We start from the raw sequence: 25,363 nt of genomic DNA, 5'->3' as shown, positions 1-25,363 counted from the left end.
AATATGAAATTCAAAAGAAAAACTAAAGTCATTACATATTTAAGTTTAGCTACTTTGCCCATCCTAACCATTCCGTTAGCTGCTTTTGCCTGTAAGCAAACCGATAATTTCGCAACTCAAGTAGACCAACATTTTGCGAGATTAGTTAAGCGAATTCAAGATAAAAAATATAAATCAGAAGCTGAAATTAATCAAATAAATCAAGAGATATACTCTTTGCAAAAAAAATACAAAGAGGCTAGTGATGATAGTATTAAACACACAGTAAAACAAGAAATGGAAAATTACTTAGCCAAACTACAAAAAGATATAAAAGAACAGGAGTATCAAAACTCGACCTTAGCATTAAATTTAGTTGCAGATTATCGTTTTAACAACCCGGATAATCCATATACTAAAACTCAAAAAATAGATAACCAAGTTATTAATGGATCTGTCTTAAATGTAAATGCTAATAATAGTTTAATGTGCTTTGATTGATTAGTTTTAAGTGATACAAATAATTACCATCATGATCATAGCCACCAATTAGATAAATACGAAACCAGTTTGGTGCAAAATAAAAAAGGCGATATCAGCGTTCTTAATTTCGCTAATAATGACCCGTTTATCAGTCAAACAACAGGTATCTTTAATGGTTTGGAAATTAACGATTCGCTATATCAAATGACGAAGTTTGGTGTTGATAAAGTTCAATTACGTATCGATGGCATCGGAGCATATACCAATGCTGAGCCAATCAAAGAAATAGACAATAATCTTGTTTTAAATTCCATGTCTTTTCGAATTAATGATTTGGCTTATTTAACAAATAAACAGGCAATTCGCATTACAGCCATTTCTTTCCAACACACGCATAGCGACAACATTTATAATCAATGAACAATTCAATTTAAAGATCCCATTGTTGTTAAAATCAAATAAAAAAAGCAAGAATTAACTTGCTTTTTTTATTATGGTTTAAAGGGGTGCTGATTCAACGCCTCTTTTTTGTTTTTGTGTTATTATAATGATGATTTAATAAATATTTTATAAGGAAAACATTAATGAAAAAAAATAAACTTAACAAAAAACTATTATTCTCATCGCTGGGAATTTTAGCTGCGATTGGGTCAATTACTGCAGTGGCAACAAGTTGTCACAAGCCACAATCTGGTAGTGTTGGAAGTCAATCAACTAAACTGACAACTGAACAATTAGAAAGATTAGATAAAATCTTAAATCTAAGAGGAGATCAAACCGATTATTCAACTAACCATGTTTCGACTGAAAATTATTGATCTACTTATTGGAACTCACCTTTTGAACAAATCCGCAATTTTGCCAAAGATTTAGATTCAGCTATTGATTTAAGTAAATCATCTACTTTTAAACCTCTAATCGCAAGTGGTCAACACGAGCCAACTTTCGTAGAAGAAGTAGAAAAACAAATTAACGCTTTGAAACATGATATAAAAATGTATGCAAATTCCCCGTTCTGAAAAAAATTACGCGCTCAAAATGCTACGGTTGGTATCTTTTCTCGTGTTGGCGCTGCTACACTCGATGTTAATAATATGAACCAAATTTACATGTACCAACCTTTAGACTTGCCTCTTTTATTTTCATCTCCTGACTATGATAGACAGCCAGGTTTGGGTATGAAGTTTCCTGTGCCTAAGAACGATAGTATTCTTGAATTAATTGATAATCAATGAAGTATTGGTGGAACAAATGTTTATAGTAAAGGTTCTACTCCTGAAATGAAAATTAAAACATTGAATGGATTAATTGATTCATTTGAAAATTCATTCGATCGTGCAATTTTTATTTATAACGACCGGGGAGTTAGCTCTAAATTCAAAGGTCCAAAAGGAGAAACTTTTTCAGAACAATTAATTGCAAAACCCGATTTTGCATTACGTCGTTTTGTTAAAGAAAATCCTGAAAAAAACGTTATCTTTTCAGGCAATGAAGCATGAAGTGCAAGCTATGGTTTAACAGGTATGCACTGATTACTGCAAAAGTATTCTGAATGATTTGGAATGCCTAAAGAGGAATTAGATGGTTTAAAAGCTAAAGAAAAATTCAAACTTTATTCAAATCCTACACCTCTTTTCACTGAAGACGATTTAATGACAACAAGTGATGGTAAAAAAATCTTCAAAGAGGGTCGTGATCCATATAAACGTCACCGAGCTGATAAAACTGACATTTATTTCTATGCATCTTCATTCCACGTATTAGACCAAGCTATTTCATTAGGATTACGTCCAGATTATATTTCAACATTAGAAATTTCAACATCTGACCGTGGAATTGCTTCAAGTATTGAACACTTAAAACGGATTTCAGGTGATTGATTAAAAAATATTAAAGTTATTGGTGATAAAGAATCATTCCCAGGAACTGGTCATATTAAGGGAGTAGTTAATACTTACGAAACTGATTTTTATAAATTTAATATTAACACTATCGGATCAGGATATGTTACATTTACATCTCCAAACAGTTTAATTAATAAAAATAACTGAAGTTCGCAAATAGAAAAAGATAACCCTATTTTTTCAAGTTTCGCATTTACGTCTCGTCGTTTCCGTTCAATTGACCGAATGTATCCAGAAAACCAAAAAGATACACAAGCGGGTGTATTTATTGGTTTTGAACAATATGCTAAATGAAAAGCCAATAAAAAATAATTTGCTTTTAAATAAAAAACAACCAAAAATTGGTTGTTTTTTTGTTTGCTTTCTTTAACTTATTGAAATAATTGATTTTCTTGAAGTCTATTTATATAAAAACACCACGGTGTTTTTTATGCATAGTATGGTTTTAGCGCTTCGGGAATGTCAATTTCGCCTGTTGGTGTTTGGTAGTTTTCTACAACTGCAGCTCATAACCGATCAATTGCCAAAGCTGATCCGTTCAGCGTGTGTACATAACTGGCTTTGTCTTCTGTTTTTGTTTTATATCTTATTTTCGCACGGCGTGCTTGGAAGTCTCGACAGTTTGAACAGCTAGAGATTTCTTTATAAGCATTATACGACGGTAATCAAACTTCTAAATCATATGTTTTTGCACTACTAAATCCCATATCGCCACTGCAAAGTAATAAACGACGATAGGGTAGTTTTAAAGCTTCTAGGATTAGTTCAGCGTTCCTTACTAAATCTTCTAACTCTTGCATACTATTTTCCGGGGCTACAATCTTCACTGTTTCAACTTTCATGAATTGGTGTTGGCGAATAACTCCACGCACATCCTTACCAGCTGATCCTGCTTCGCTTCTAAAACAAGCAGTTAAACCTGTAAAATAATAAGGTAGTTCGTTTTGCATGATAATTTCGTTGCGGAAAAGATTTGTTAGTTGTACCTCAGCTGTAGGTGATAAATAATAATCAGAATTTTCTAAAGCAAATAAATCTTCTTTAAACTTAGGCAATTGTCCTGTGGCATATAATGATTGTTGATTAACAATAACTGGACAAGCAATTTCTGTGTATCCGTGAGCAATGTTGTGATCTAAACAAAACATTTGTAATGCACGGTATAATTTGGCTCCATGATTCGTATAAATAATGAAGCGTGATCCTGTAATTTTAGTAGCTTTGTTAAAATCAATAAGTTTGTTTTTTACAGCTAAATCCCAGTGTGCTAGAGGAGTAAATTCAAAAACACGCGGAGATGATCAACGTTTGACTTCTACATTATCGTTCTCATCAACGCCTAAAGGCACTGAATCGTCGAACATATTTGGCACCTTATTCATTAAATCATTAAAGACTGTTTTTAATTCATTAAGTTCTTCTGTTAAAATAGCGATCTCCTCTTTGCAAGCCGCCAATTCTTGGACTAATGCTTGGTGTTTTATTGGATCTGTTTTTACTAAAACACCCACTAATTTACTATCCTGGTTTTTCTTAGCCTGCAATTTCTCGCTACGTAAAATTAAATTACGGATTTGTTCATCCAATTTTAAAATTTCATCAATTGTGCGAACGTCAAAGTTGCGGTGTTGTAGTCTTTTTTTAACATCTTCGTGGTTCGTACGGATTAAATTAATATCTAGCATATTGACTCCTTGATTAATATATTAATTATAAGACAAAAGAAGGTGCACTGGCACCTTCTTTTATTAATGACGATAATTACTCAGCATCGTTTAAATTGCTAGCGTTTTTTAAACGTTCTTCGCGGGCTTTTAAAACTTCGGGAGGTAATTTTTTATGTTCATGAATGAATTCAATTTGTGGTCTTAAGATGGTTTCTAGTTCTAATAATGTTTCCACCATTAATTCTAATTCATCACGATGTTCCATAATTACTTGTTTTGCATTCTTATATTCTTGTTGAACTAATTTTTCAACTTCTTGATCAATTTTATAAGCGGTCTGTTCTGAGTATGTATTACGATAAGGGTTATCAACACCTTCAGTGGGTACTAATTGAGCTAACGAGAAATCTGTCATCCCGAATTGTGCTACAATCCCCCGAGCAATCCGTGCTACTTTATAAAAGTCATTCGCAGCCCCTGTTGTAATTTGATCTAAACCAAAAATAATTTCCTCAGCTGCTCGCCCCGCTAAAGCTACACGCATATGATTTAATAATTGTTGTTTTGTTTGTAAAACACTTTCTGCTTTTTCAGGAGTCTGTAATGTGTATCCTAATGCTTGACCCCGCGGAATAATTGTAATTTTTTGCACAATTTCAGTTCCCGGAGCATAAAGACCAGCTAAAGCATGACCCGCTTCATGGTAGGCAATTTGTTTCTTTTCATAATCCTCAATCACCTTATGCGGACGAGCTGGACCAGCTACAACTCTGTCAATGGCCTCATCTAAGTGAGTCATTTTTATTGTTAATGAATTATCACGTACGGCTAATAAAGCAGCCTCGTTTAACACGTTTTCTAATTGAGCACCCGAGAAACCAGGAGTTCTTCGAGCAACCTCAAGTAATTCGACTTTTTTAGAAATGTTTTTGTTTTTAGCGTGGATTTTTAAAATATCACGACGTTCATTTAAATCAGGTAAGTTAACACTAATGTGTCGATCGAAACGACCAGGTCTTAGTATCGCTTCATCTAGAGTGTCTAATCGGTTAGTTGCGGCCATTACAATTACCCCACTAGAAGTTTCGAAACCATCTAATTCAGATAGTAATTGGTTGATTGTTTGGTCTTGTAAATTGTTTAATGAGTTGCCACGTTTTTTAGCAACTGAATCAATTTCATCAATAAAGATAATTGATGGAGCAACTTTTTTAGCTTTAGCAAATAGTTCACGAACTCTTCGCGCACCCACACCAACGAAAGTATCTTCAAAAGAAGAACCAGTTGTTTGAAAGAATGGTACGTTAGCCTCGCCAGCTACAGCTTTAGCAATTAATGTTTTCCCCGTTCCAGGTGGCCCATATAACATGACACCTTTTGGAATTCTTGCGCCTGCTGCTACATATTTTTTAGGATTTTTTAGGAAATCAACAATTTCAATTAATTCGTTTTTTACTTCAGCAATCCCAGCTACATCATAAAAACGAACATTTGATCGTGTTAGTTTCGCTGATTGTTTATTTGCTCCCATAATCGCATCGTTTTGCGCTCGAGCCATACGAGAGAATAAATAAATAAAGATAAACATTAGAAGGATTGAAATGATCGGTGAAATGATAACACGCGCATCAAATCCTTGCGGTCTATAACCTAAACGTTGTAGTGATTGGTGGAATCAATTATTTTGACCGGCAAATAATTCGCTTAAATGAGTGGAACCTAACAAGTAGTCGGTTTTTTCTTTATCAATAGCTATACGGAATTCAAAAATATAACCACTCGTTGGGTCGCGGTACGCAATTTGGTAAGTCAGTGGAGTTTCTAAAAAGATTTTAGTGCTGGGGTTTGCCAAATACTCTGGTTTAAAAATAAAATAAGTTTGCAACCCTTCGCGCGCTAAAATGGTTGCCTGACCTGAGTCATAAGGATCAGCGTAAATTTTTAGATCACCATTGTTTGTTAGAACTGCATTTTTAACAAATAATGGTACTTCATTTGAAGGTAAAGAAAAATAGACAATTAAACCAATTGCCAAAGCCACTAATAATGTAATAATGATGGCGATAATAATGGTTTTTCGTTTGTTTCGCTTTTTGTCTTCACTCGATAAATTCGGTTTTTTTGGTTGTGATAAATCCTGTTTATCATCTGTACTGTCATTTGCAAAAAAGTGGCGCATTTTTTGTCAAATAGTTTGTTTTACATTCACTAATTATCACCCATTTCTTCATTTGTCTTAGCTTGTTGTGCAATGTCTTCTAAATAGACTTCTTCTTTTAAAATTCCAATGTATGGAAGGTTTCGCATTAATTCTTTATAATCTAATCCAAAACCAACAATGAATACAAGAGGAATATCAAAGCAAACAAAATCTGCCACTAAGTCTACTTTGCGACCTTCTTTTTTATCTACTAATGTTAGAACTTTTACTGAATTAGCCCCACGCGCCAAAAGTAAATTAATAACTTTTTTAATAGTTCGTCCAGTGTCAACAATATCTTCAACCAAAATAATGTCTTCACCTTGAACACTAAATTTTAAGTCAGTAATAATTTCTGGTTCTGTTTGTGCAACAATATTCCCTTGGAAACTACTAATGGCCATAAAATCTAAACGTAAATCCACGTTAACATGTGGAAGTAATTTACCAAGAAAAGGAATACAACCTTTTAAAATTCCAATCATGATTGGAGATTGATGAGCATAATTAGTATTAATTCATTCTGCTGCATCGCGAATGCGGGTATTAATTTCCTCTTCTGTAATTAAAACTTGTTTAATTCTTTTGTCTACTATTTGTTTCAAAATATAACCTCTATTTAATGATCAAGTAAGTATTGATTAATCTTTTAATTATAACATACATTAAAAGACTTATAACACACATTCAAGCCTAAGTAAACGAGATTACTTCGCATGTTGAAATAAAGCGATTTTTTGCTTTCCAATTAAAATGTTTGGCTGGTTTGATGTTTGTATATTTTCTTTTGATTGTTTAAAACTTGCATAAAAAAATAGTTCAACCTGGTTATTAGGCAGGAGTTTGGCAATCGTTTTAATACTATATTTTTCTAAGTCGATATCTGTGTAATAAATACTAAATGCTTCATTAACAATATCAAGGAGTTGGTCTGATGATAGTTGAGTTAAATCTTGTTTCTCATATTTATTAATAAACGCTATTGATTCTTTTGAACCTGCTTTTAAATCACATTCAACAGATGCACTTGTTAAAACCTCGGGGTCATAAGTTTTTGTATAACGAATGGCAATCGAATTTGCTGGTTCAACTACGGTTTTGTTTTTTTTATGAATGTATTTAACTGTAAAATTCAGCTGTTGAGGAACTTCAGAGTCTTTTTCTACCACATATTGCATATCAAAGTTTTCTATTGGTTCATTGGTGTATAAAATAGGGAAAAAGATATGATCTAATTCATATAAATCAATTTCACTAAGAGGTTTAGCAAAATAGAGCGGTGAAACTTTTCGATTTGTTTTATCATCTTTAGCGACTTGTTCATCTACTAATACATTACCAAATGTATAGTTGCGTTTCAACTCAACCTTCCCAGTATATGGACTACGAACAGGTTCTACAAACGCATTAAATCTAATAGATGCTGTTTCTTTAATCGGGTTGTTCTTGCCATAAATACTAAATCCTATATTTTTTGCTAGCAAAAGGTTTTCGCCGGGTTTAATTGGGTCATAAATTTGTTCAATGACATAATTCCCAACGTCGGTTGTTTTTAAATCTAAACGAGTATAAATAATGGATTGTTTATCGTTTGCGTAATTAAAAGTGGCATCTGTTTCATATAACTTGTTGTTCATTACATTTTTAGCTACAACGTGGTAGGTCGCTAATTTTTTTTGTTCGTCAGTTCAATTAAATTGAGATTTGTCAAAAATAAAGAAATGGTCGTAGGTTTTTTTAAAACCCGATAAAAAAGAAGGGATTGCTTGGTAAACAGCGGATGTATTCATTGGATCAGCAACTAAGGAAAAATAACGAATTTGACCTTTTTGTTGATCATAGTCTAAAAAACCACTTTGTTCATAATTAGAGTCAAAGAAATAATCAGCTATAAAGGAGTTAAATGGCACAAAACTTGGTTTTTGCAAATTCTGTGCATTTGGTATATCCAATGTCTTAGCATCAGTATAAAAGGTCATTGCGTTTTGTAAATTTAAACCTTTAACAAAAGCACTAAAATCTGTAGTAGAGATATCGTGTTGGTTGGTTTCAAAAACACTCTTGTTATTTATTGAAAAATTAGGATCTTTTTTTGTTTCTTCATTTTTAATTTTGTTGATGTTGTAAGTAAGGTTTGTTTGGATATTACTCATGGGGCGTTTAACACTTATTTGTGCAATAAAGTTGTTTAACAAAGTTTCATTATCCAATTTCGTTGTTTTAATATCGACGTTCTCTGATTGTTTATCTGGTTTTGAATCAGTATTGTCTAATTGTTTTTTTGTTGTCGGTGTACAACTCGCTGCAATCGCAATTAAACTACTTATAGGGAGTAAGGTGATTGAAGTTCATAAAATTTTCTTTTTTGTCATTATTTTGTATTATTTTCTTTCTAAATATGGTTTTAAGTATTGAGCAGTATACGAATGAGGGGCATTGATTACGATTTGTTCAGGTGTGCCTGTAGCTACAATAGTTCCCCCTTGATCTCCGCCATCAGGACCCATATCAATGATATGGTCACAAACTTTAATCAAGTCTAAATTATGTTCAATTACAATAATCGTATCATTATTATCCACAATACGGTTAAAGATTTTGACTAATTGTGCAATGTCATGCAAATGTAAGCCCGTTGTAGGTTCATCCAAAACATACAAGGTTTTGCCAGTTGGTTTACGTTGTAAAAATTTAGCTAATTTAATTCTTTGGGCCTCACCCCCAGATAAACTCGTAGAGCTAGCTCCTAAATTGATATAACCCAAACCTACATCAGATAATAATTGTAGTTTTCGATGAATAATCGGGAAGTTTATAAAGAATTCCAACGCCTCTTCGACACTCATTTGTAAAACATCATAAATCGATTTTTGTTTAAATTTAACATCTAATGTTTCTTGATTATATCTTTGCCCTTCACACTCATCACATTGAATGTAGACATCAGGTAAAAAGTGCATAGCAATACGAATCGTTCCGTCACCCATGCATTTTTCACAACGTCCCCCTGGTACGTTAAACGAAAAACGGCCTTTTAAAAATCCTTTTTCTTTAGCAAGTTTTGTGTTTTCAAAAACCGTTCGAATGTCATCAAAAACCCCCACATATGTGGCTGGGTTACTTCGCGTTGTTCGACCAATCGGATCCTGGTTGACTAATACTAGTTTATCAATATGCTTGTTTCCCACTAGACTTTTATATTTTCCTGGTGTAACAAAAGGATTGAAATTATGATATTCCAAAGCTTTCACCAAAGTTTCCATAATTAAGGTTGATTTACCAGAGCCTGAAACACCTGTTACAGCTATCAATTTTCCTAAAGGAATTGTTAGATCAACATCCTTTAAGTTATTTGAGCTGGCTTTTTTTAAAATAATTTTGCTTCCATTACCACCGCGACGTTGGATGGGCACAGGGATTGATAATGTGTTGTTTAAATATTGACCAGTAATCGAATTAGGGTTTTTTCGAACCTCTTCTACTGTGCCTTGAGCGATAACATAACCCCCATGTACACCCGCTCCAGGACCCATATCAATGACATAATCAGCCGCTTTAATTGTGTCCAAATCGTGCTCAACTACAATTACTGTATTCCCTAGATCGCGCATTTCTTTTAACGTATCAATTAGTTTGTCATTATCCTTTTGGTGCAACCCAATCGATGGTTCGTCCAAAACATATAAAATGCCTGTTAGTTTTGAACCCATTTGTGTAGCTAATCGAATCCGTTGCGATTCTCCCCCAGATAAACTAGAAGAACTCCGAGCCAAATCTAAATAGTCTAATCCAACATTTTTTAGAAAACCTAAACGGTCGGTTATTTCTTTAATTAAAGGTAGGGCGATTTGTTTTTGTTCATTGTCCAATTCCCACTGTAAGAAAAAGTCAATTGCTTGATTTACATTTAAATATGTGAAATCAATAATATCGAAATTATTAATTTTTACGCTTAGAGCTTGTTTGCACAGTTTTTTACCATGACATTGTTTACAAGTTTTCTCGCTCATATATTTGTTATAGTGTTCACGCGCTTGTTCTGAATTAGTTTCTTCGTATCGGCGTTTAATTAATTCCAAAACGCCTTCAACGTAATCTACACTAGTGTGTGCTCGATTATTAACTGATAATAAATCAATGTTAATAGGCTCATCAGAACCGTACAATAAATATTTACGCTCTTGTGGCTTTAAATTTTTAATCGGCACGCTTTTATCAATTTTATAATGTTTAATTAAACATGCAAATCGTTGCCAATCCATATTTGCTGTATTAACTGTGTTTTTAAAAAAGTCCAGACCTCCTTGGTTAATACTTAGATTTGGATCAGGAATCATTTTGTTTTCATCAGGAACAAAATTATATCCTAAACCTTTACATGTTTCACATGCGCCATGTGGAGAGTTAAAAGAAAAAAGGTTTGGTTCAATTTTACCCATGCTAAAAGAGCAAATTGGACAAATCGCTACTGTTGAGAATAATTTATAATTATCGTTATTTTTAATCACTACCCGTTGATTGGTTGTCTTCAAGGCAAAATCAATGGATTCACTAATACGGTTTTTTGTCAGCTCTTCGTTATCTAAGATGATTCTATCAATTACAATGTTAATAGATTTTGTTTGTGGGTCCAGCACGTTAATGTCTTTCACTAACGTTAATTGATTATCTAAATAAACCCGTACAAAATTCTCATCTAATAAATAACTTAAAACTTCTTTGTGAGATCGATAATGCTGTAAATCAATCGGAGCGAGGATTTCGATTTTAGCATCAACGTCAAACGTTTGAACGTATGCCATGATTTCCTTCTTAGTTTGTGCATAAATCATCCCATGATTATTTAAACAATGCACTTGTCCCGCACGTGCGTATAAAACTCTTAGATAATCATAAATTTCAGTACTCGTCCCAACTGTTGATCGGGGGTTATGACTAATTGTTTTTTGATCTACAGCTATAGTTGGTGATAATCCATCAATACTTTCGACATCGGCTTTTTCATTCCCACCTAAAAATTGGCGCGCATAACTGGAAAGCGATTCGAAATAACGACGCTTCCCTTCTGTATAAATGGTGTCAAAAGCTAGTGAAGATTTGCCCGAGCCAGAAACACCAGTAATAACAATTAGCTGGTTTTTCGGAAGGACAATATCCAGGTTTTTTAAATTGTTTGCATAGGCATTTTTGATTATTAATTTATCCATGTTTATCCTGCTTTTCTAATATCATCAAGGTTTTGTTTTAATCACGAGTTCTCATTCGTTCGATGTTTTAAATAATACGCTAACGGTGAATAATATTTATCATAATCTATATTTTGTCATATAAAATAAGGTTTGCCTTCATTTTGTGCTGCAGCATAAAAAATTCCTACCAATTCTTTTTTCTTATTTACTACCATAGATCCAGATGATCCTTGTTGAAAATAGGAATTAATTTGGTTTTTATCCACATAAAAATAATAGTTATTTTCTTCGATAGCAGCTATTAGTTCCTTTTTGTTTCTACGTTCAGCTTCGGTATTGTGTATATTATAAGGAACACGAATTGGTATGCTGGGACTATGCACAAACTCTTTATCTGCTCAATCAAATCTAAACTCGCCAAAAACTTCGTTTCACTTAAATAAATCAGGGTTGTAATAACGGTTGGATATGCCAGTATAACTAGCAACTTGGTCAAGACCTTCATCTTTTGCAATTCTTGAAAAACCATATAATCCGATCTCTTCTGAATGATTATTGGTAGCATCAGTTTTTAAACTTGCAAACATTGTAGGTATACGATCGTATTCAACAAACGCCTTTGGTTTGGGTAGTTTAGGGTTGAGTTTTACTTTTATAATAGCCATATCTACGCCCACATTGGGTATATTTTTTTCTTTAATATCATCTTTTTGGTTTAGTTTATTATGGTAATCTTTGTAAGTATAAGTAAAAATATACGGATCTAAAATTTGATAATCAATTATCGGGCTAATAGGGGTCTCTTCAGCATTATCAAAAGTATCATTTGTAACAACTTTTGCATTCGCATAAGCATTTGCATACGTTTGAAAAATATCCATCGCTAGTGAATTGTTAGGGAATTGCAGTGTATCATTTCAATTTAATTCATTCGTTGGTTCATATATAGCTAATTTGTTATTATAGATTTCACCGAAGGCAGTTTTTTTGTTATCTGTGTACGAAAAATTGTAAACATCATAATGTTCGCCTAGTATCTTCTTGTCTTCTTCACTAAGCAAACGGGCATTGACATTTTTCATAGTTAACAATTTTTGATTATTAGTTACAATTAACGGGTATTTTAATTGAGCTACGACGTGTAAATTAGTTGCTATATAATAAGTTAATCCTTGTGGATCGGATGTATCTTTATCCAAAACTCAACCAGTGCCTGCGGTAAAAACCTTTGGTGTTATTAAATTTTCATATGGTCATATTGATGAATAAAGCTCATAAAATTCACTAGGATAAATAATTCGAAATGTTCTATCATGAACAAATTTAATTAACGAACGGGCATCGTGATGTAAAACATTTTTTACATAAGCTATGTTAGCAGATGGTTGTGCTTCATTCAACAGGTTATCATTAATATTGAAACCATAATTTACATCAATGCTTTTTCAAATGTAATTTAAGTTTTCTTTTAAGTAAATATTCACTTTTGAAATCTGATATTCATGTCCTTTAATTGTTTCATCAAGAATAAATTTTAAGGATTTATCAGATGGCGCATAAATGTTTGACTTTAATTCAACAGTAGGGTTTTGCTTATCAAAATAAATAACTTGATAAGCAAACAACTTCTCTTGTTCTACTGATAATTCCGTCTGAACGGCAATATTGTTATTGAAATTCATTTGGAAGCTAGATCAGTTAACAAAATCAAAGGCAAATGTTTTTTCTTGCACTCGAAGCGTAGATTGATTATTAAAATCAGGACCGTTTTGAATTATATAATATTTGTTATTTTGTTTAATAGATATTGGATCGTTTTTTTCTTTTGGATCATTTAAAAAATTAACATTTTTAATTTTGTATTTTCAGTTTTCAGGATATGTAAAAAACAATGATGCACTACCGTCAGTTTTGATTTGAAATGGTTCTGTTGTTAAGTTAGTTGTTTTTTGTGAGATTGGATCAAACGCTTCTAAGATTAGAAAACAATATTTATCTGCTATGTTGGCAAATTGCAACTCTAAAGTTGTGGATTTTTTAATACTATCATGATTAAAGAAGGCTTCTTTTAAAATAATGGTTGTTTTTTCGGGTTCATTTCTATAAGTGGTTAGTGGGTATGACTGTTCAAAAAGGAAATCTGTCTGTTCACTATCATCGAAATTTAAAATCATTAGATCATCTAAAATGTATTCTTTATCCTTCTGCAAGAGTGATTCAACAAAACTAAAGATTAATTTGTTTTTTTGTACAAATGATTCGGAAGAAACAATTTTTTTGTCTGGGTTTTGCTTATCAATCAATTTAACTTTAAATTTAGTTATTCAGTTAAAAAAAGGGAAGTTAATTTGGCTAATTAACTTTCATTTTTCACTTGTTTCATCAAAAATAATCTTTGCTTCTTTAAAATTTAAAAACAGGTTTATTTTAGGTGTTTGTAGACTTGTGACAACACTGCGGGCTATTAACTCATTAGATGGGTTGACAAAACTAATTTTCACCTTTTCATACCTAGTATTCATTTTTAAAGAAGCAAAGGGTACAACAATAAAATCATCGATGACTGGGCAGTTAATCTGCGTTTTTCCCACTTCCATTTTTGCTGTGATAGGGTTTTCTTTGGAATCAAAAAAATCTTGAAATTTAACCGTTACTGGAATTTTTCAATTCTGAAAATTACGATAGTCATATTCTAAATTGTTTCCCACTTCAATTGTTAGAGGAAATTCTGGTTTCTTTGGTTTTAAATCTTCTGTTTTATGAGCTGTTTCTTTAGGTGTTAACTCTTTTTGTTCGGGAGCATTCAAACGACAGGCAGTTACGAATCCTGCACTTAGTCCTAAAAGTGAACCTGATAATAAAATAGATAAAATTATTTTCTTTTTTTTGGTCTTCATATTCTCCCTTTCATCGATATATTATTTAAAAGTTAGGCACATTTTATAAAAAAATAAATAAGATATGCAAGAAAACGGCACATAAAAATGGTTAAATTGGATAAAAATGAAATATTTTGGAACAAATAATGCTATAAATCTTCTTTTTACAGAGATTATGTGATTATATTCACCTTAGGATAGTTTATAATAATAATATATAAAGTTTAATTAAAAAGGAGATATTTTTTAATGACTAAATTAATCAAACTAAATTCAACTTATGTTTCTCTATCAAATGCTAGTTCTTTTGTCGTATTACCAGAAGATGTTGAAACTTTTCTTGAAATTGCAAACCAAGAAGACCAAGCTAAATACGACGCATCAGATTTAGGTTCTGAACTATATGTATCATATTCAGATTTCCAAAACACAATTGTTGTTTTCTCTTTAAAAGAAAAAGAATTACAAGAACGCCTTGACTCATTTGTTAATTCACAAGAAACAGTTCTTGATTTATCAGAATTTTTCTTAGATATTCATTTTAGCGAAGATAATGATTACACAAATGATGATGAAGATTGTTGTGGCGAAGATGATTGCTGTGGCGAAGAAGATCACCACGATGGACATGAACATGAACATGACCACCACTTTGCACATGATCACCATGATCACGAAACTAACCACCACAGTGAAGGCGAAGAACACGAACATGAGCATACACATGACATGACTCACAGCCACGAACATGCTCACGTTAGCAAAGAAGATGAATGTTGTGGCAAAGATGATTGCTGTGATTCACAAAAAGCTGACAGTTGCTGCGGTGAAGAAGACTGCTGTGATTCTCCTAAAAAAGATGATTGCTGTGGTAAAGATGATTGCTGTGATTCACAAGCTAAACACGCTCACGAACACACTCATTCAACAACTCATTCACACAAACACGGCCACTAATTTTTAATTAGCCATAGAGAACAAAAAATCCTTGCTGGTTTGGCAAGGATTTTTTTATGTATAAGTCTTATATAATAATTCTTTTACTTCAGACAAGTGTTGGGTTATCTGGATTAGATTTGTCTAGTAGTGGTTTTTTGAAATGTAATGTTATCAGAATTTTTTTAAATAAAACATTTTGATAAGTTAGTGGTGTCTTTACTGCGTGCGTTTGTTCATCAGGTAAACCGACTACTAAAGGAACTACCGATATACAAACATCGTTAACTAAATCTACTTTACTCCCGAATTCAACTAAACCAGCGTCAACCAACTTTTGGATGTTAAGTGTTAATGTGTCGTTAGTTTTATACAGATTTAAAGTGCGATCCAAATCATCAGTTAAACTAATTTTGTCTAGAATATCGGTTCTAATCGATGCTAACAATTCAGCTTTTAAATCTGCTTTTTTTAGGCTTTTAGATAATGTTGTATTAAAACTAAATTCCTCATCATAGGCATTTTCATTAAAATCGATTCATTCGTTTCGGTGTTCTTCATTAATCTCTTTTAAACTTGATGAAGAGTTAATCAAATAAACTGTGAATGGTTGAATGAACTTTCATTGGTGATAAAAAAGTAAACTTAAAAGTGGTGATAAATATTGTTTAGATAAAATGACACGATCACTATATTGGTTGTTATCTAAAAATTTATACATTGTTTTAGTCAAGGATACATCAATGGTGTGTTCAGGGTAGAAATAATAGCCCAAACTATATTTATTCGTTTCTAATTCTTTGTATATTAGTGGGATTATTTTTTGCGGGTGGTTAACGCTAATGTGGTGGTTAACATAATCACCGGCAATTAACTGGATTTGCCGGGGCAATTCATTTTGCACAATATCAAATGTTTTTTGATAATCAGGGTGTGTTTTAGGGAGTAAACGGTAAATGTTTTCTAAATTAAAATAGACACTTTTCTTGATTACGTATTTATAATTCATTTGTAATTTATTGATGGTTTGACTCTCACCATCATAATTAATCGTAATTTGTTGCGGATCATATTCTATTTGAATCCAATTATTAACAAACTCTTTTAAAGTAACCGAAGTTTCTGGATTGTTAGGATCGGTTTGCAAATACAAAATTGCATGTAAGAGTTGTTGCACATTAGCTTTTGTTCATTGGGGATTATTTAATAAAAAATCATCTAAAACCTGCATGATATTTTGCGGGATGAATATATTAAAAATCTTAAGTAAATCAAAAATTTTCTTTAATCCTATTTTATAGTCAACTTTTTGGTCCTTGTTTAAACTGATTAAATCTAAAATTTTAAATTCAGAAATTAAATATCGTGGAGCCTCTAAATTATTATCAACAGGGACAAAAACATTCAATAAATCACGTACTTTATTTAGTATTTTTGCTAAATTTTGCTCATTTCCTACATTAACTTCTGGAATTTGATCCTCGGGAATTGATAAGATTAAACTCACTATATCATCAAAGAAATTAATAATTCCATAACTGCCGTTATTTTTTGTTTTGGCTTTTTTTTCAGATAAAATAACTTCTTGGAAAACAGCATTAATTAAATTTTTAAAGGGTACAATTTCTTTTAAATCCAAAGAATTAACTAAAGTTTGAAACTGACCAACTTCATCAATTAAATTGTTGGTAAAGTTAATGCTCATGAATTTCTCGAAAATAATTTTTTTAATACTATTGTTATCTTTAATTAAAATGTCTAATATAGATTTTAAGACTGGTTTAATGTTTTCTAAAACAACACCTAATGAACGATTTTCAGCAAAAGCACGCACAATATTAGCTATTGTTGGACTGTTTGTGAAATTTAAAACTAATTGATAAAAAGCTTCGCTATTGCTACGCAATAAATCAATTAAACGCTTATCTTTATACACTGCATCAAGAATATCAAAAACATTATTGGCTGTTGTTTTAACCTTGTTTTGGTGGTGTAAAAAATTATCTGCAACATCCTTAACGATATCGTTTTCGTTCAATGGTTTTAAGTCATTATTTAATTGTTCGTACATGTTAAAAATGTTATTTTTGTATGTCACATTTTTCAAAGATTTATTTAGAACATAAGAGTTCCATAGAGGATATACATTTGTGTGATTTCACTCAAAATCATATGGACCAATTGAGGTTTTCACAAGATTTTCTTCACCCTTTTTAGCTCCTTCGCGGACTTCTTTTAACTCAGAAGTAATTTTCATTTTTTCAAAATTATAACCTAAACGAAAGTTGTTTTTTAATTCTTGGTTTTCAAAATTACTTAGTTGTTCATATTTTTGATCCCGATAAAAATCTAAGAATAAACGTGCTTCGTGTGCGTTGTAATGCACAATTAAAGAAGAGTTTTTAGGGATGGCTAATACATCGTTATTAAATAAATCCTTAACAATTAAATCTCCATTCGTGCGATTTGTTAAGTAAATATCAAAGCTAATATCAAATTTCAGGTTTTTATTCAACTCATTAATATCGGTTTTTTCGTCATATAAGATAACAGTTTGGTTTGGATTTAGGGTTTGCTGATCACGTTTTGCTGAAATCCGAATCTCAGATGCTCCAAAAACAAAGTCGTCTTTCAATGTGTTATAACGATTAAATAATTGAAAGATATAAGCTTGAATGTCTTTTTTTATACTATTAATTGTTAAACGTTCGTATCACGTTTCAAAAATCCGGTCATTTAAATTAATTGTTCGTTTAAATTCGTTACCAAATGATCCGTCATATATTAAGTTATAACGATAAAAATCCTTATTTTGTTCTTTATAAAATGTTGCTTTATCTAAATACCGATTTAAATAAGGTTGAGCTTCTCTATCTTCTTGATTAAAAGCGAATTGTGAATCATCATAGCGATTTGGAGCTTCAATAACATAATCATCATATGAAAAACGGTTCGCTGAAGTATTATTATTTTTCTGCGCACTTTTACACGCTACTGCGGGAATACTAATTAAACTAAGAGCGCTTAATCCTAAGGAAACAGCACATATCAGACGTGTCTTTTTTTTCATTACTTACCTCCTTAAAACTACTCGTTAAAGTATTTTTTACGTTTATTGTATCACACCTGCATATCATCCATTTCAATACACATTGCTGGACAAACATTCGCGCAAGCACCACAACTAATACATTTTTCATTAGCTCAAGCAATATTATCTTGGTCTAATTCAATCGCGTCAACTGGACAAACTGTCGCACAAGCTTGACAGCCAATACAATTTTCACGTTCAATAACTGCAATTAATCGTCCCATATTTCTCACCTAGTTTCTAGAATAGATCACCTATTCCATCCTTACCAAACGGATTTTTCCCGCTCTTTAACATTTTGCCTATTTCAGCCATTTTTTCACGGGCATTTTCTCACTGTTTATAAAGTTTGTTAAATTCATCAGGAGATCGACCTGATCCCTTTAAAACACGAATTCGCCGTGTTGGCTCTTTTTTGAAAAGTTTTGGATTCCGTCGTTCTTTTAAAGTCATGCTATCTAGAAGATAAGATCAAACCTTGATTTTTTGACTAGCCGTTTCTGTATCATCATCCGAAATCTTACTCATACCAGGAATCATTTTTTTAATTGCTCCTAAAGATCCGATTTTACTCATTTGTTCAAATTGTAATTTCAAATCTTCGAAATCCATTTTCCCAGCAACCATTCTACTGTATGATGCACGAGCTTTTTTCTCATCCACGACATCCATTGCTTTTTCAGCTAGGGTCATAATGTCCCCTAAACCAAGTATTCTATCCGCCATACGTGTTGGATAAAAATCATCAATTGACCCTAGTTTTTCTCCTGTACCAGTAAATTTAATTGGTACATTCAACAACGAAGTTAATGATAAAACAGCTCCCGCACGAGCATCTGAATCTAATTTTGTAACCACAATCCCTGTTAAATTTAATCGGTTGTGAAACTCCCTTGCTACGTTGATAATGTCTTGACCTGCCATCGCATCAACTACTAATAAAACTTCATCTGGCATAAAAGCACGTTTAACATCAACTAACTCTTGCATTAACTCATCATTAGTTTGTAATCGACCCGCTGTATCGACAATAATTAAATTATTGTCATTAGATTCTGCAGTATGCATAGCTTGTTTAACAATGTTGTCCACTTTTTTATTATCACGGTCTGCAAAAAAATTAACACGCGTCTGGTTGGCTAATGTTTCTAATTGATCAATAGCGGCTGGACGATAAATATCTGCAGCAACTAATATCGGGCGTTTTTTAAATTTATTACGAAAATAATTAGCTAATTTCCCGCAAGTTGTTGTTTTTCCTGAACCTTGTAAACCTACCATCATAATTTTTAATTGGGCTTTTGCGGTATTAACTGGTTTGTGTTCAACACCTAGAATTTTCACTAGTTCATCTTTGATAATTTTTAAAACAATATCCGCAGGTGATTGGTTTTTTTCAATATAAACTCCTACAGCCGCTTCTTTTATATCGTTGATAAATTTTTTTACAACTGCTAAATTAACGTCAGCATCTAATAAAGCGATCCGAATTTCACTAAGAACCTCTTTTAAATCTTCGGGTTGAATTGTTTCCTTTTTTAATTTCTTCGCCATTCGTTTAGCAACGAGCGAACTAATCATTGAATTTAACATAATAATTCTCCTATTTTAAAATACGTTTGTTGTAAATTGCTTGTTTTAACGTTTCGTCATCAGCATAATCGACGCTAGAATTTAATGGTAGACCGAAACCAATTCGATAAACATTTATTTCCGGATTAGTTTTGAATAAATTAACTATGTATGCTGCTGTTACTTCACCATCATGTGTAAAACTTGTAGCAACTATTATTTCCTTAAATTGTTTAGTAGAAACATAATTGGCTAGTTGTTTTAAATTAGTATGCTCAATTACTACGTTTTTGCGAAAAGAAATTTCGCCGCCAGTAATAAAATATAATCCGTTATAAACATTAGCTGATTCAATTCGTTCAACATCTTCATTAGTTGTTACGACCATTAGTTTTGTGTGGTCACGGTATTGATTAGTACATATATAGCACTCGGCCGTATTTGACATCACGCCACAATTTAAACAGTGTTTAATGTCACTATGAGCTTTTTTTATTCGTTTGATGAAATCATCAATATATTTTGTATCTTGTTTTAATAAAAAAAATGCTCATTTTTTAGCATTTTTCGTCCCAACCCCTGGTAAAGAACGCAAAGCGTCAACTAATAGTTCAAATTCAGCTGGTTTTTGCATTTATTAAAATAATTTACCAGCAGCGCCTGGCATAATTGAATTAGTAATTTCTTCTTTAGCTGCTTGGACTGTTTTTACTGCTTCGTTAATAGCTTTCACAGTAACATCTTGTAGGGTGTCTGCATCATCAGCGTCAATGATATCTGGGTTAAAGGTGATTCCTAAAATTTCTAGATTACCTTTAATCTTTACTGCCACTAGACCTTTGTAGTCAAAATCAAAATCTTTAGCTTCTAATTCTGCTTGTTTTTTCTTTAATGAATTTTGTAGTTTTTGTGCTTCTTGCATCATTTTTTGAAAGTTCATATTGTCTCTCCTTTGATTAGTCATTTATTTCTTCTAAATTAGCTATTAAATCACAAACTTCATGTCCTTGGCGTTCGTATTCTTCATAAAGCTGTGTTCATAAACCATTCTCAATATCTTTAATTATATGTGATTTTTCACTATTACTTTGTTTTTTATATTCAGCAATAATACCTTGGAAATCAGTTATTGAGACAAAGGCATACTGTTTTTTAGGAACAATATTTTTATAAACAAAATTTATAAAATCAATATTTGTGAAAACTTTATATATTTTTGGTAAGGCTGTCTTATTGCAAACGCAAATAATCCCATGTTCTGAAACAGCCCCAATAGATTTGACTTCCTTAATTAAATTTAGTCATTTCATTTCAGATAAGGAGTAGCCATTGTTGTTTAAATCAATTTCGTTTCATTTATGCTTTAATTCTTTTAAAAGATTATTTACATCAATAGTTTTTTGTTTATCAGTATATACGTTATGAACAATTTGCATGCTCATTTGTACATTTTCTTCTTGAATCTCTTTTAAGGTACTATTAATCGGTGTTTTAGTTTTTCCTACAGTTTTATTTTCTTGAGTCGATTGAGCTGATTTAACAACGTTTGGATTGTTCGTTAAATCAGAAGGGATTTCTTTTCTTTGAAACCAATCAATCTTGTCTAATTGTAAATCATCCTTTATTTTTAGCAATGATTTGTCGTATGTCTGGAAAACATCTGCAAAACTAGCATTTTTATAATTTAAACTATTTTCTAGATTATTTTTTTTAAACATTAAGGTTGGTTCCATACCATTTAAAAGCGCTTGTGTGTCCTCATTCAGATCTTGTTTTACTGTTTTTGATATTTTTTTTTCAATTAGCTGTTCGGATGTTGTTTGCAAATTAATGTCCAAATCTGGTTCTGAAATATTGTTATTACCTTTATGTGCTTTCGAAAATATAAATGGATATAAAGCTTTTAAACACTCGAATTCTTGGTCCATGCTATTTTTTAAATTAGTGTGTAAAGGGATTAACGAATGAACTAGATGGTCGATTCTTATTTGATCATGGTTTTTTAAATTTTGCATATCCTTTAATAAAATCAAGCTGTTTTCGTCTGTATTATCAGTTAGAATAGCATATTTGTAGGCAAATAATATTTGCAGAATATCATAAATGAATACCTGAACATTATGGCCATTCGCGATGATTTTCTTTAATAAATCCTTTAAACCAGCAAAATTGCTTTGTAATGCAAGATAAATAAAATTGATTTGATCGTCATAAACAACTAAATTGAAAACCGATTGGATGGTTTGCAAATCAATTTTTTGATCTGATGTATTTAGTTGATCCAATAAACTCAGCATATCTCGTGCAGAAGATTGTGCTAGATTAATTAAAATATTCTGCGCGTCCTCGGTCATTTCAATTTTTTCTTTTTTTATAACATCCTGAAGAAGTGTTTTTAATTGTTTGTTATTTAACGCCTGATAATCAAAACGTTGACTACGACTAATAATAGTCAAAGGAATTTTTTGGAATTCGGTTGTCGCAAAAATAAAAACAATGTGTGCTGGGGGTTCTTCTAGGGTTTTTAAAAAAGCATTTCAAGCTTGGTTAGAAAGCATATGTGCTTCATCAATAACATAAACTTTCTTTTTAAATTTACTTGGTAAATAATAAACATTTTCAATTATTGAGCGAACTTGCTCTACACCATTATTACTCGCCGCATCTAGTTCGATAAAGTCAACTGCTGTGTCGTTTAATAGATCTGTGCAATTTGTGCATTTTTGACAGCAATCATTATTAATGGGTTGAAGACAATTAATAGACATGGCAAAAATGCGCGCAATACTAGTTTTACCAATACCTCGTGGTCCACTAAAAATGTAAGAATGATTTATTTTATTTAATCCGATGGAATTAATTAATATTGTCTTAATGTGTTCTTGACCAATAACTTCTTGAAAACAATGGGGGCGATAACGCCGATAAAGAGATAGATTAGTCATATGTAATCCTTTCAGTTTAATAATATAATTATAAGTTACAAACATGCAACACCCAAAAATCATTTTTTGTTTTCTAATGATTAAATTTAAAATATTGTATATAATTTAAAACACTACAGGGGGAAGAAACATGAATAAACAACTAACACCAACTTTTAAAAAGAATCGTTTGGCAAACGCTATTGCTATTGGAGGTATGATCGCTTTTGGAAAATCAACGTTAGCAGAAGCACTACACAAGGCTATTGATAATTCTCGTGTTATCTATGAATTAAATGAACAAGATCAATTGACTCAACTTCTATTACAAAAAATGTATGAACGTGAAAATAATGTTCTTTTTGGTTCACTTTTTCAACTTTACTTTGTTTTAAATCGTTTTGATAATTATAAAAATAATTGTAATCATGAAAATTTAACAATTTTCGATCGTAGCATTTTTGAGGATTGATTGTTTGCGCATTCAAACATTAATAAACCATCTGTTTTTCAATATTATGCGAGTTTGTGAGATGGCGTATGTAAGGAATTAGTATACGAACAAGGAGTTCCACAACTATATATCATTTTAGATGGTGATTGAGAATTATTTAAGGAACGAATCTATCTACGAAATCGGGCAGTTGAAATTGATAACTTTGCCAAAAACGAAGATTATTTTAAAAACCTATTAAATAAATATACCGATTACATGATTAATGTATGTAAGGATTTCGGAATTAATTATTTAGTTTTAGACGCACATTTAACAGTTGATCAATTAGTTAATGAGGTTTTAAAAGAATTAAAAAAAATACAAAATGAGCAAGTTAAGTAAGAAGGCTAAAATCATTCTTATTTGTGGGGTTATTGGTTCATTAGGGATTGCATTTGCGGTTTATGGTATTTCTCGATCCAAAACAAATGATTCAGATCAAAAACAGGACAACCAAGATTCAACACAAAATAATTCTGAACAAAAGCCAAAAGAGTCAATTAACACCCCCGAATAGTTGATAATAAAAAACCAAGTCCGTATCGACTTGGTTTTTTTATCCTAAAACGTTAGTTTCTAATAAAACGCGTTTTTCTTTAATCATAACTATTTGAATTTTGTAGTTACCCAAAAGATCATTCTTTTCTATTTTTTGTTTAATCTGATAACCTAGGTAATTTAGTTGGTCATCATTAATAATATTAGCATCTACCATGACTCTTAATTGTCGTCCAGAACGAATAACATAAGCTTGTTTAACACCTTCAAAATCATAGCATAGTTGTTCTAGTTCCTGAACTCGTTTAAAATACTCATCATATGAATTAACTCGTGCTCCTGGGCGTGCAGCAGATAATGTGTCAACTACTTTTACTAATGCGCTATAAATTGACGATGGGGCTACTTTGTTATGGTGAGATTCGATTCCATTAATTAAGTCATCGTCAAAATTAAATTTTCGCGCTAATAAAATCCCTGCTTCTACATGGTCCAAATCACTTTCGAAATCTATTGTTTTTCCTAAATCATGAAAAAAAGCCATTTTTTTTGCTTTAATTGGATCAAGGTTTAATTCAGTCGCTATCATTTCGGCTAACTGTGCACATTCTAATGAATGGGTTAAAATATTTTGTCCATAAGAAGTTCTAAACTTCATGCGTCCTATATATGGATATAAATTAGGATCCATATCATAAAAACCTAATTTATTTTCAATAACATCTTTCCCAATAGTAATTAGATTTTGGTCGAACTTATTTTTCTCTTCTTCGTAAATTAATTCAATTCTATTGCTATCTATATTTTTGCTATCGATTAGTCGTTGCATAGCTTGTGAAGCGATTTCACGACGAATAGGATTTGGCGAGGAAACACCAATGATCGGCTGTTGACGATCAACAATTAAATCTACCCCTGCTATATTTTCGAAAACAGCTTTATTTCGCCCATCTCGACCGATAATTTTACCTTTTAAACTATCATCTTGCATTGTGATGTTAAACAATGATCGTTCAACAATTAATGGTTCCGCTAAATTCTGCATTGTATCAACAAGAATGTTACTAGCGTAAAATTGAAAATATTCATCAAATTCTTTTTTTTGTTTTAAATAATCTTTTGCTAAATCTTTTTTATGCTTTATTTGCATATATTTCATGAGTTCATTTTTAGCGTCTTGTTCACTAAAATTTGTTGACTTTAACAACCACTCTTCTTTTGCGGTTTGCAAATTAACAATGGTTTTTAAATGTTCACTATTTATTTTTTCTAATTTTTCTTTTTCCATCATTAAAATTTGATGGTCATTTTTCAATTGAGTGAATTCTTTAATTTGTTCATATAAATTAATATCTGTATTTTTAATTCATCTTAATTGCAGTTGTTTTTTTCTAGCAAACACTAACATAACAACTGTGGTTATTAGTGCGATAAAAATTAATAAACCCAGTAATATATAAAATAAAATTATATAAGTCATATATATCACCTTTATTAATTATATGGACTTATTAGTAAAAATTTTTTAGAATTCTTGGTAATTTA

Annotated in this window: 18 protein-coding genes; 5 read left to right on the top strand and 13 right to left on the bottom strand. The window is 31.6% G+C overall.

All coding sequences use genetic code 4. The features are described 5' to 3' along the window. The first annotated feature begins 3 nt into the window (after positions 1–3). Positions 4–924: a coiled-coil domain-containing protein gene (locus OF365_RS02470; RefSeq protein WP_263818032.1), complete on the top strand. Its 921-nt coding sequence runs from the start codon at positions 4–6 to the stop codon at positions 922–924. Between the two features lie 122 nt (positions 925–1,046). Next, positions 1,047–2,678 (top strand): Vmc-like lipoprotein signal peptide domain-containing protein, encoded by a 1,632-nt coding sequence (locus OF365_RS02465; protein ID WP_263818031.1) that lies wholly within the window; start codon positions 1,047–1,049, stop codon positions 2,676–2,678. A 116-nt stretch (positions 2,679–2,794) separates the two neighbouring features. Here OF365_RS02465 and serS read toward each other — a convergent pair whose 3' ends face one another. From serS to OF365_RS02435, 6 genes are all read right to left on the bottom strand, one after another. Further along, positions 2,795–4,051: a serine--tRNA ligase gene (serS, locus tag OF365_RS02460; RefSeq protein ID WP_263818030.1), complete on the bottom strand. Its 1,257-nt coding sequence runs from the start codon at positions 4,049–4,051 to the stop codon at positions 2,795–2,797. Between the two features lie 76 nt (positions 4,052–4,127). Then, complete coding sequence (ftsH, locus tag OF365_RS02455; protein ID WP_334307601.1) at positions 4,128–6,212, bottom strand: ATP-dependent zinc metalloprotease FtsH; 2,085 nt, start codon at positions 6,210–6,212, stop codon at positions 4,128–4,130. A gap of 29 nt (positions 6,213–6,241) precedes the next feature. Further along, positions 6,242–6,838: a hypoxanthine phosphoribosyltransferase gene (gene hpt / locus OF365_RS02450; protein WP_263818028.1), complete on the bottom strand. Its 597-nt coding sequence runs from the start codon at positions 6,836–6,838 to the stop codon at positions 6,242–6,244. 102 nt (positions 6,839–6,940) lie between these two features. Continuing rightward, positions 6,941–8,605 (bottom strand): hypothetical protein, encoded by a 1,665-nt coding sequence (locus tag OF365_RS02445; RefSeq protein WP_263818027.1) that lies wholly within the window; start codon positions 8,603–8,605, stop codon positions 6,941–6,943. A gap of 9 nt (positions 8,606–8,614) precedes the next feature. Next, positions 8,615–11,440 (bottom strand): excinuclease ABC subunit UvrA, encoded by a 2,826-nt coding sequence (gene uvrA, locus OF365_RS02440; RefSeq protein WP_263818026.1) that lies wholly within the window; start codon positions 11,438–11,440, stop codon positions 8,615–8,617. A 2-nt stretch (positions 11,441–11,442) separates the two neighbouring features. After that, positions 11,443–14,319, bottom strand: a complete 2,877-nt coding sequence (locus OF365_RS02435) for a DUF31 family protein (protein WP_263818025.1) — start codon at positions 14,317–14,319, stop codon at positions 11,443–11,445. Positions 14,320–14,550: 231 nt separating this feature from the next. On the opposite strand from OF365_RS02435, the gene OF365_RS02430 reads away from it, so the two are divergent. Continuing rightward, positions 14,551–15,258, top strand: a complete 708-nt coding sequence (locus tag OF365_RS02430) for a hypothetical protein (protein WP_263818024.1) — start codon at positions 14,551–14,553, stop codon at positions 15,256–15,258. A 67-nt stretch (positions 15,259–15,325) separates the two neighbouring features. Here OF365_RS02430 and OF365_RS02425 read toward each other — a convergent pair whose 3' ends face one another. From OF365_RS02425 to dnaX, 6 genes are read right to left on the bottom strand one after another with little or no spacing between them, the layout of a single operon-like run. Then, entirely contained in the window at positions 15,326–18,307 is a 2,982-nt protein-coding gene (locus OF365_RS02425; protein ID WP_263818023.1) for a hypothetical protein, read from the bottom strand. A 17-nt stretch (positions 18,308–18,324) separates the two neighbouring features. Further along, positions 18,325–18,552 (bottom strand): 4Fe-4S binding protein, encoded by a 228-nt coding sequence (locus tag OF365_RS02420; protein ID WP_263818022.1) that lies wholly within the window; start codon positions 18,550–18,552, stop codon positions 18,325–18,327. A 16-nt stretch (positions 18,553–18,568) separates the two neighbouring features. After that, on the bottom strand, positions 18,569–19,921 hold the full coding sequence (ffh, locus tag OF365_RS02415) for a signal recognition particle protein (RefSeq protein WP_263818021.1): 1,353 nt from the start codon (positions 19,919–19,921) through the stop codon (positions 18,569–18,571). 10 nt (positions 19,922–19,931) lie between these two features. Further along, positions 19,932–20,534 carry a recombination mediator RecR gene (recR, locus tag OF365_RS02410; protein ID WP_263818020.1) on the bottom strand — a complete coding sequence of 201 codons (603 nt, stop codon included), beginning with the start codon at positions 20,532–20,534 and terminating at the stop codon, positions 19,932–19,934. 3 nt (positions 20,535–20,537) lie between these two features. Next, entirely contained in the window at positions 20,538–20,840 is a 303-nt protein-coding gene (locus OF365_RS02405; RefSeq protein ID WP_263818019.1) for a YbaB/EbfC family nucleoid-associated protein, read from the bottom strand. A 16-nt stretch (positions 20,841–20,856) separates the two neighbouring features. After that, positions 20,857–22,845: a DNA polymerase III subunit gamma/tau gene (dnaX, locus tag OF365_RS02400; protein ID WP_263818018.1), complete on the bottom strand. Its 1,989-nt coding sequence runs from the start codon at positions 22,843–22,845 to the stop codon at positions 20,857–20,859. 130 nt (positions 22,846–22,975) lie between these two features. Between dnaX and OF365_RS02395 the strand changes: the two genes are divergently transcribed. Then, positions 22,976–23,662: a deoxynucleoside kinase gene (locus OF365_RS02395; protein WP_263818017.1), complete on the top strand. Its 687-nt coding sequence runs from the start codon at positions 22,976–22,978 to the stop codon at positions 23,660–23,662. Next, positions 23,646–23,837 carry a hypothetical protein gene (locus OF365_RS02390; protein ID WP_263818016.1) on the top strand — a complete coding sequence of 64 codons (192 nt, stop codon included), beginning with the start codon at positions 23,646–23,648 and terminating at the stop codon, positions 23,835–23,837. The genes OF365_RS02395 and OF365_RS02390 overlap by 17 nt, the downstream gene beginning before the upstream one ends. Before the next feature lie 39 nt (positions 23,838–23,876). On the opposite strand, the gene OF365_RS02385 is transcribed toward OF365_RS02390, so the two are convergent. Continuing rightward, on the bottom strand, positions 23,877–25,298 hold the full coding sequence (locus tag OF365_RS02385; RefSeq protein ID WP_263818015.1) for an HDIG domain-containing metalloprotein: 1,422 nt from the start codon (positions 25,296–25,298) through the stop codon (positions 23,877–23,879). Positions 25,299–25,363 lie beyond the last annotated feature (65 nt).

The sequence above is a fragment of the Ureaplasma zalophigenitalium genome (assembly GCF_025780055.1).
Classification (GTDB): domain Bacteria; phylum Bacillota_I; class Bacilli_A; order Mycoplasmatales; family Mycoplasmoidaceae; genus Ureaplasma; species Ureaplasma zalophigenitalium.
The sequence above is the reverse complement of the archived record's forward strand: the minus strand, read 5'-3'. Positions and strand labels throughout refer to the sequence as shown.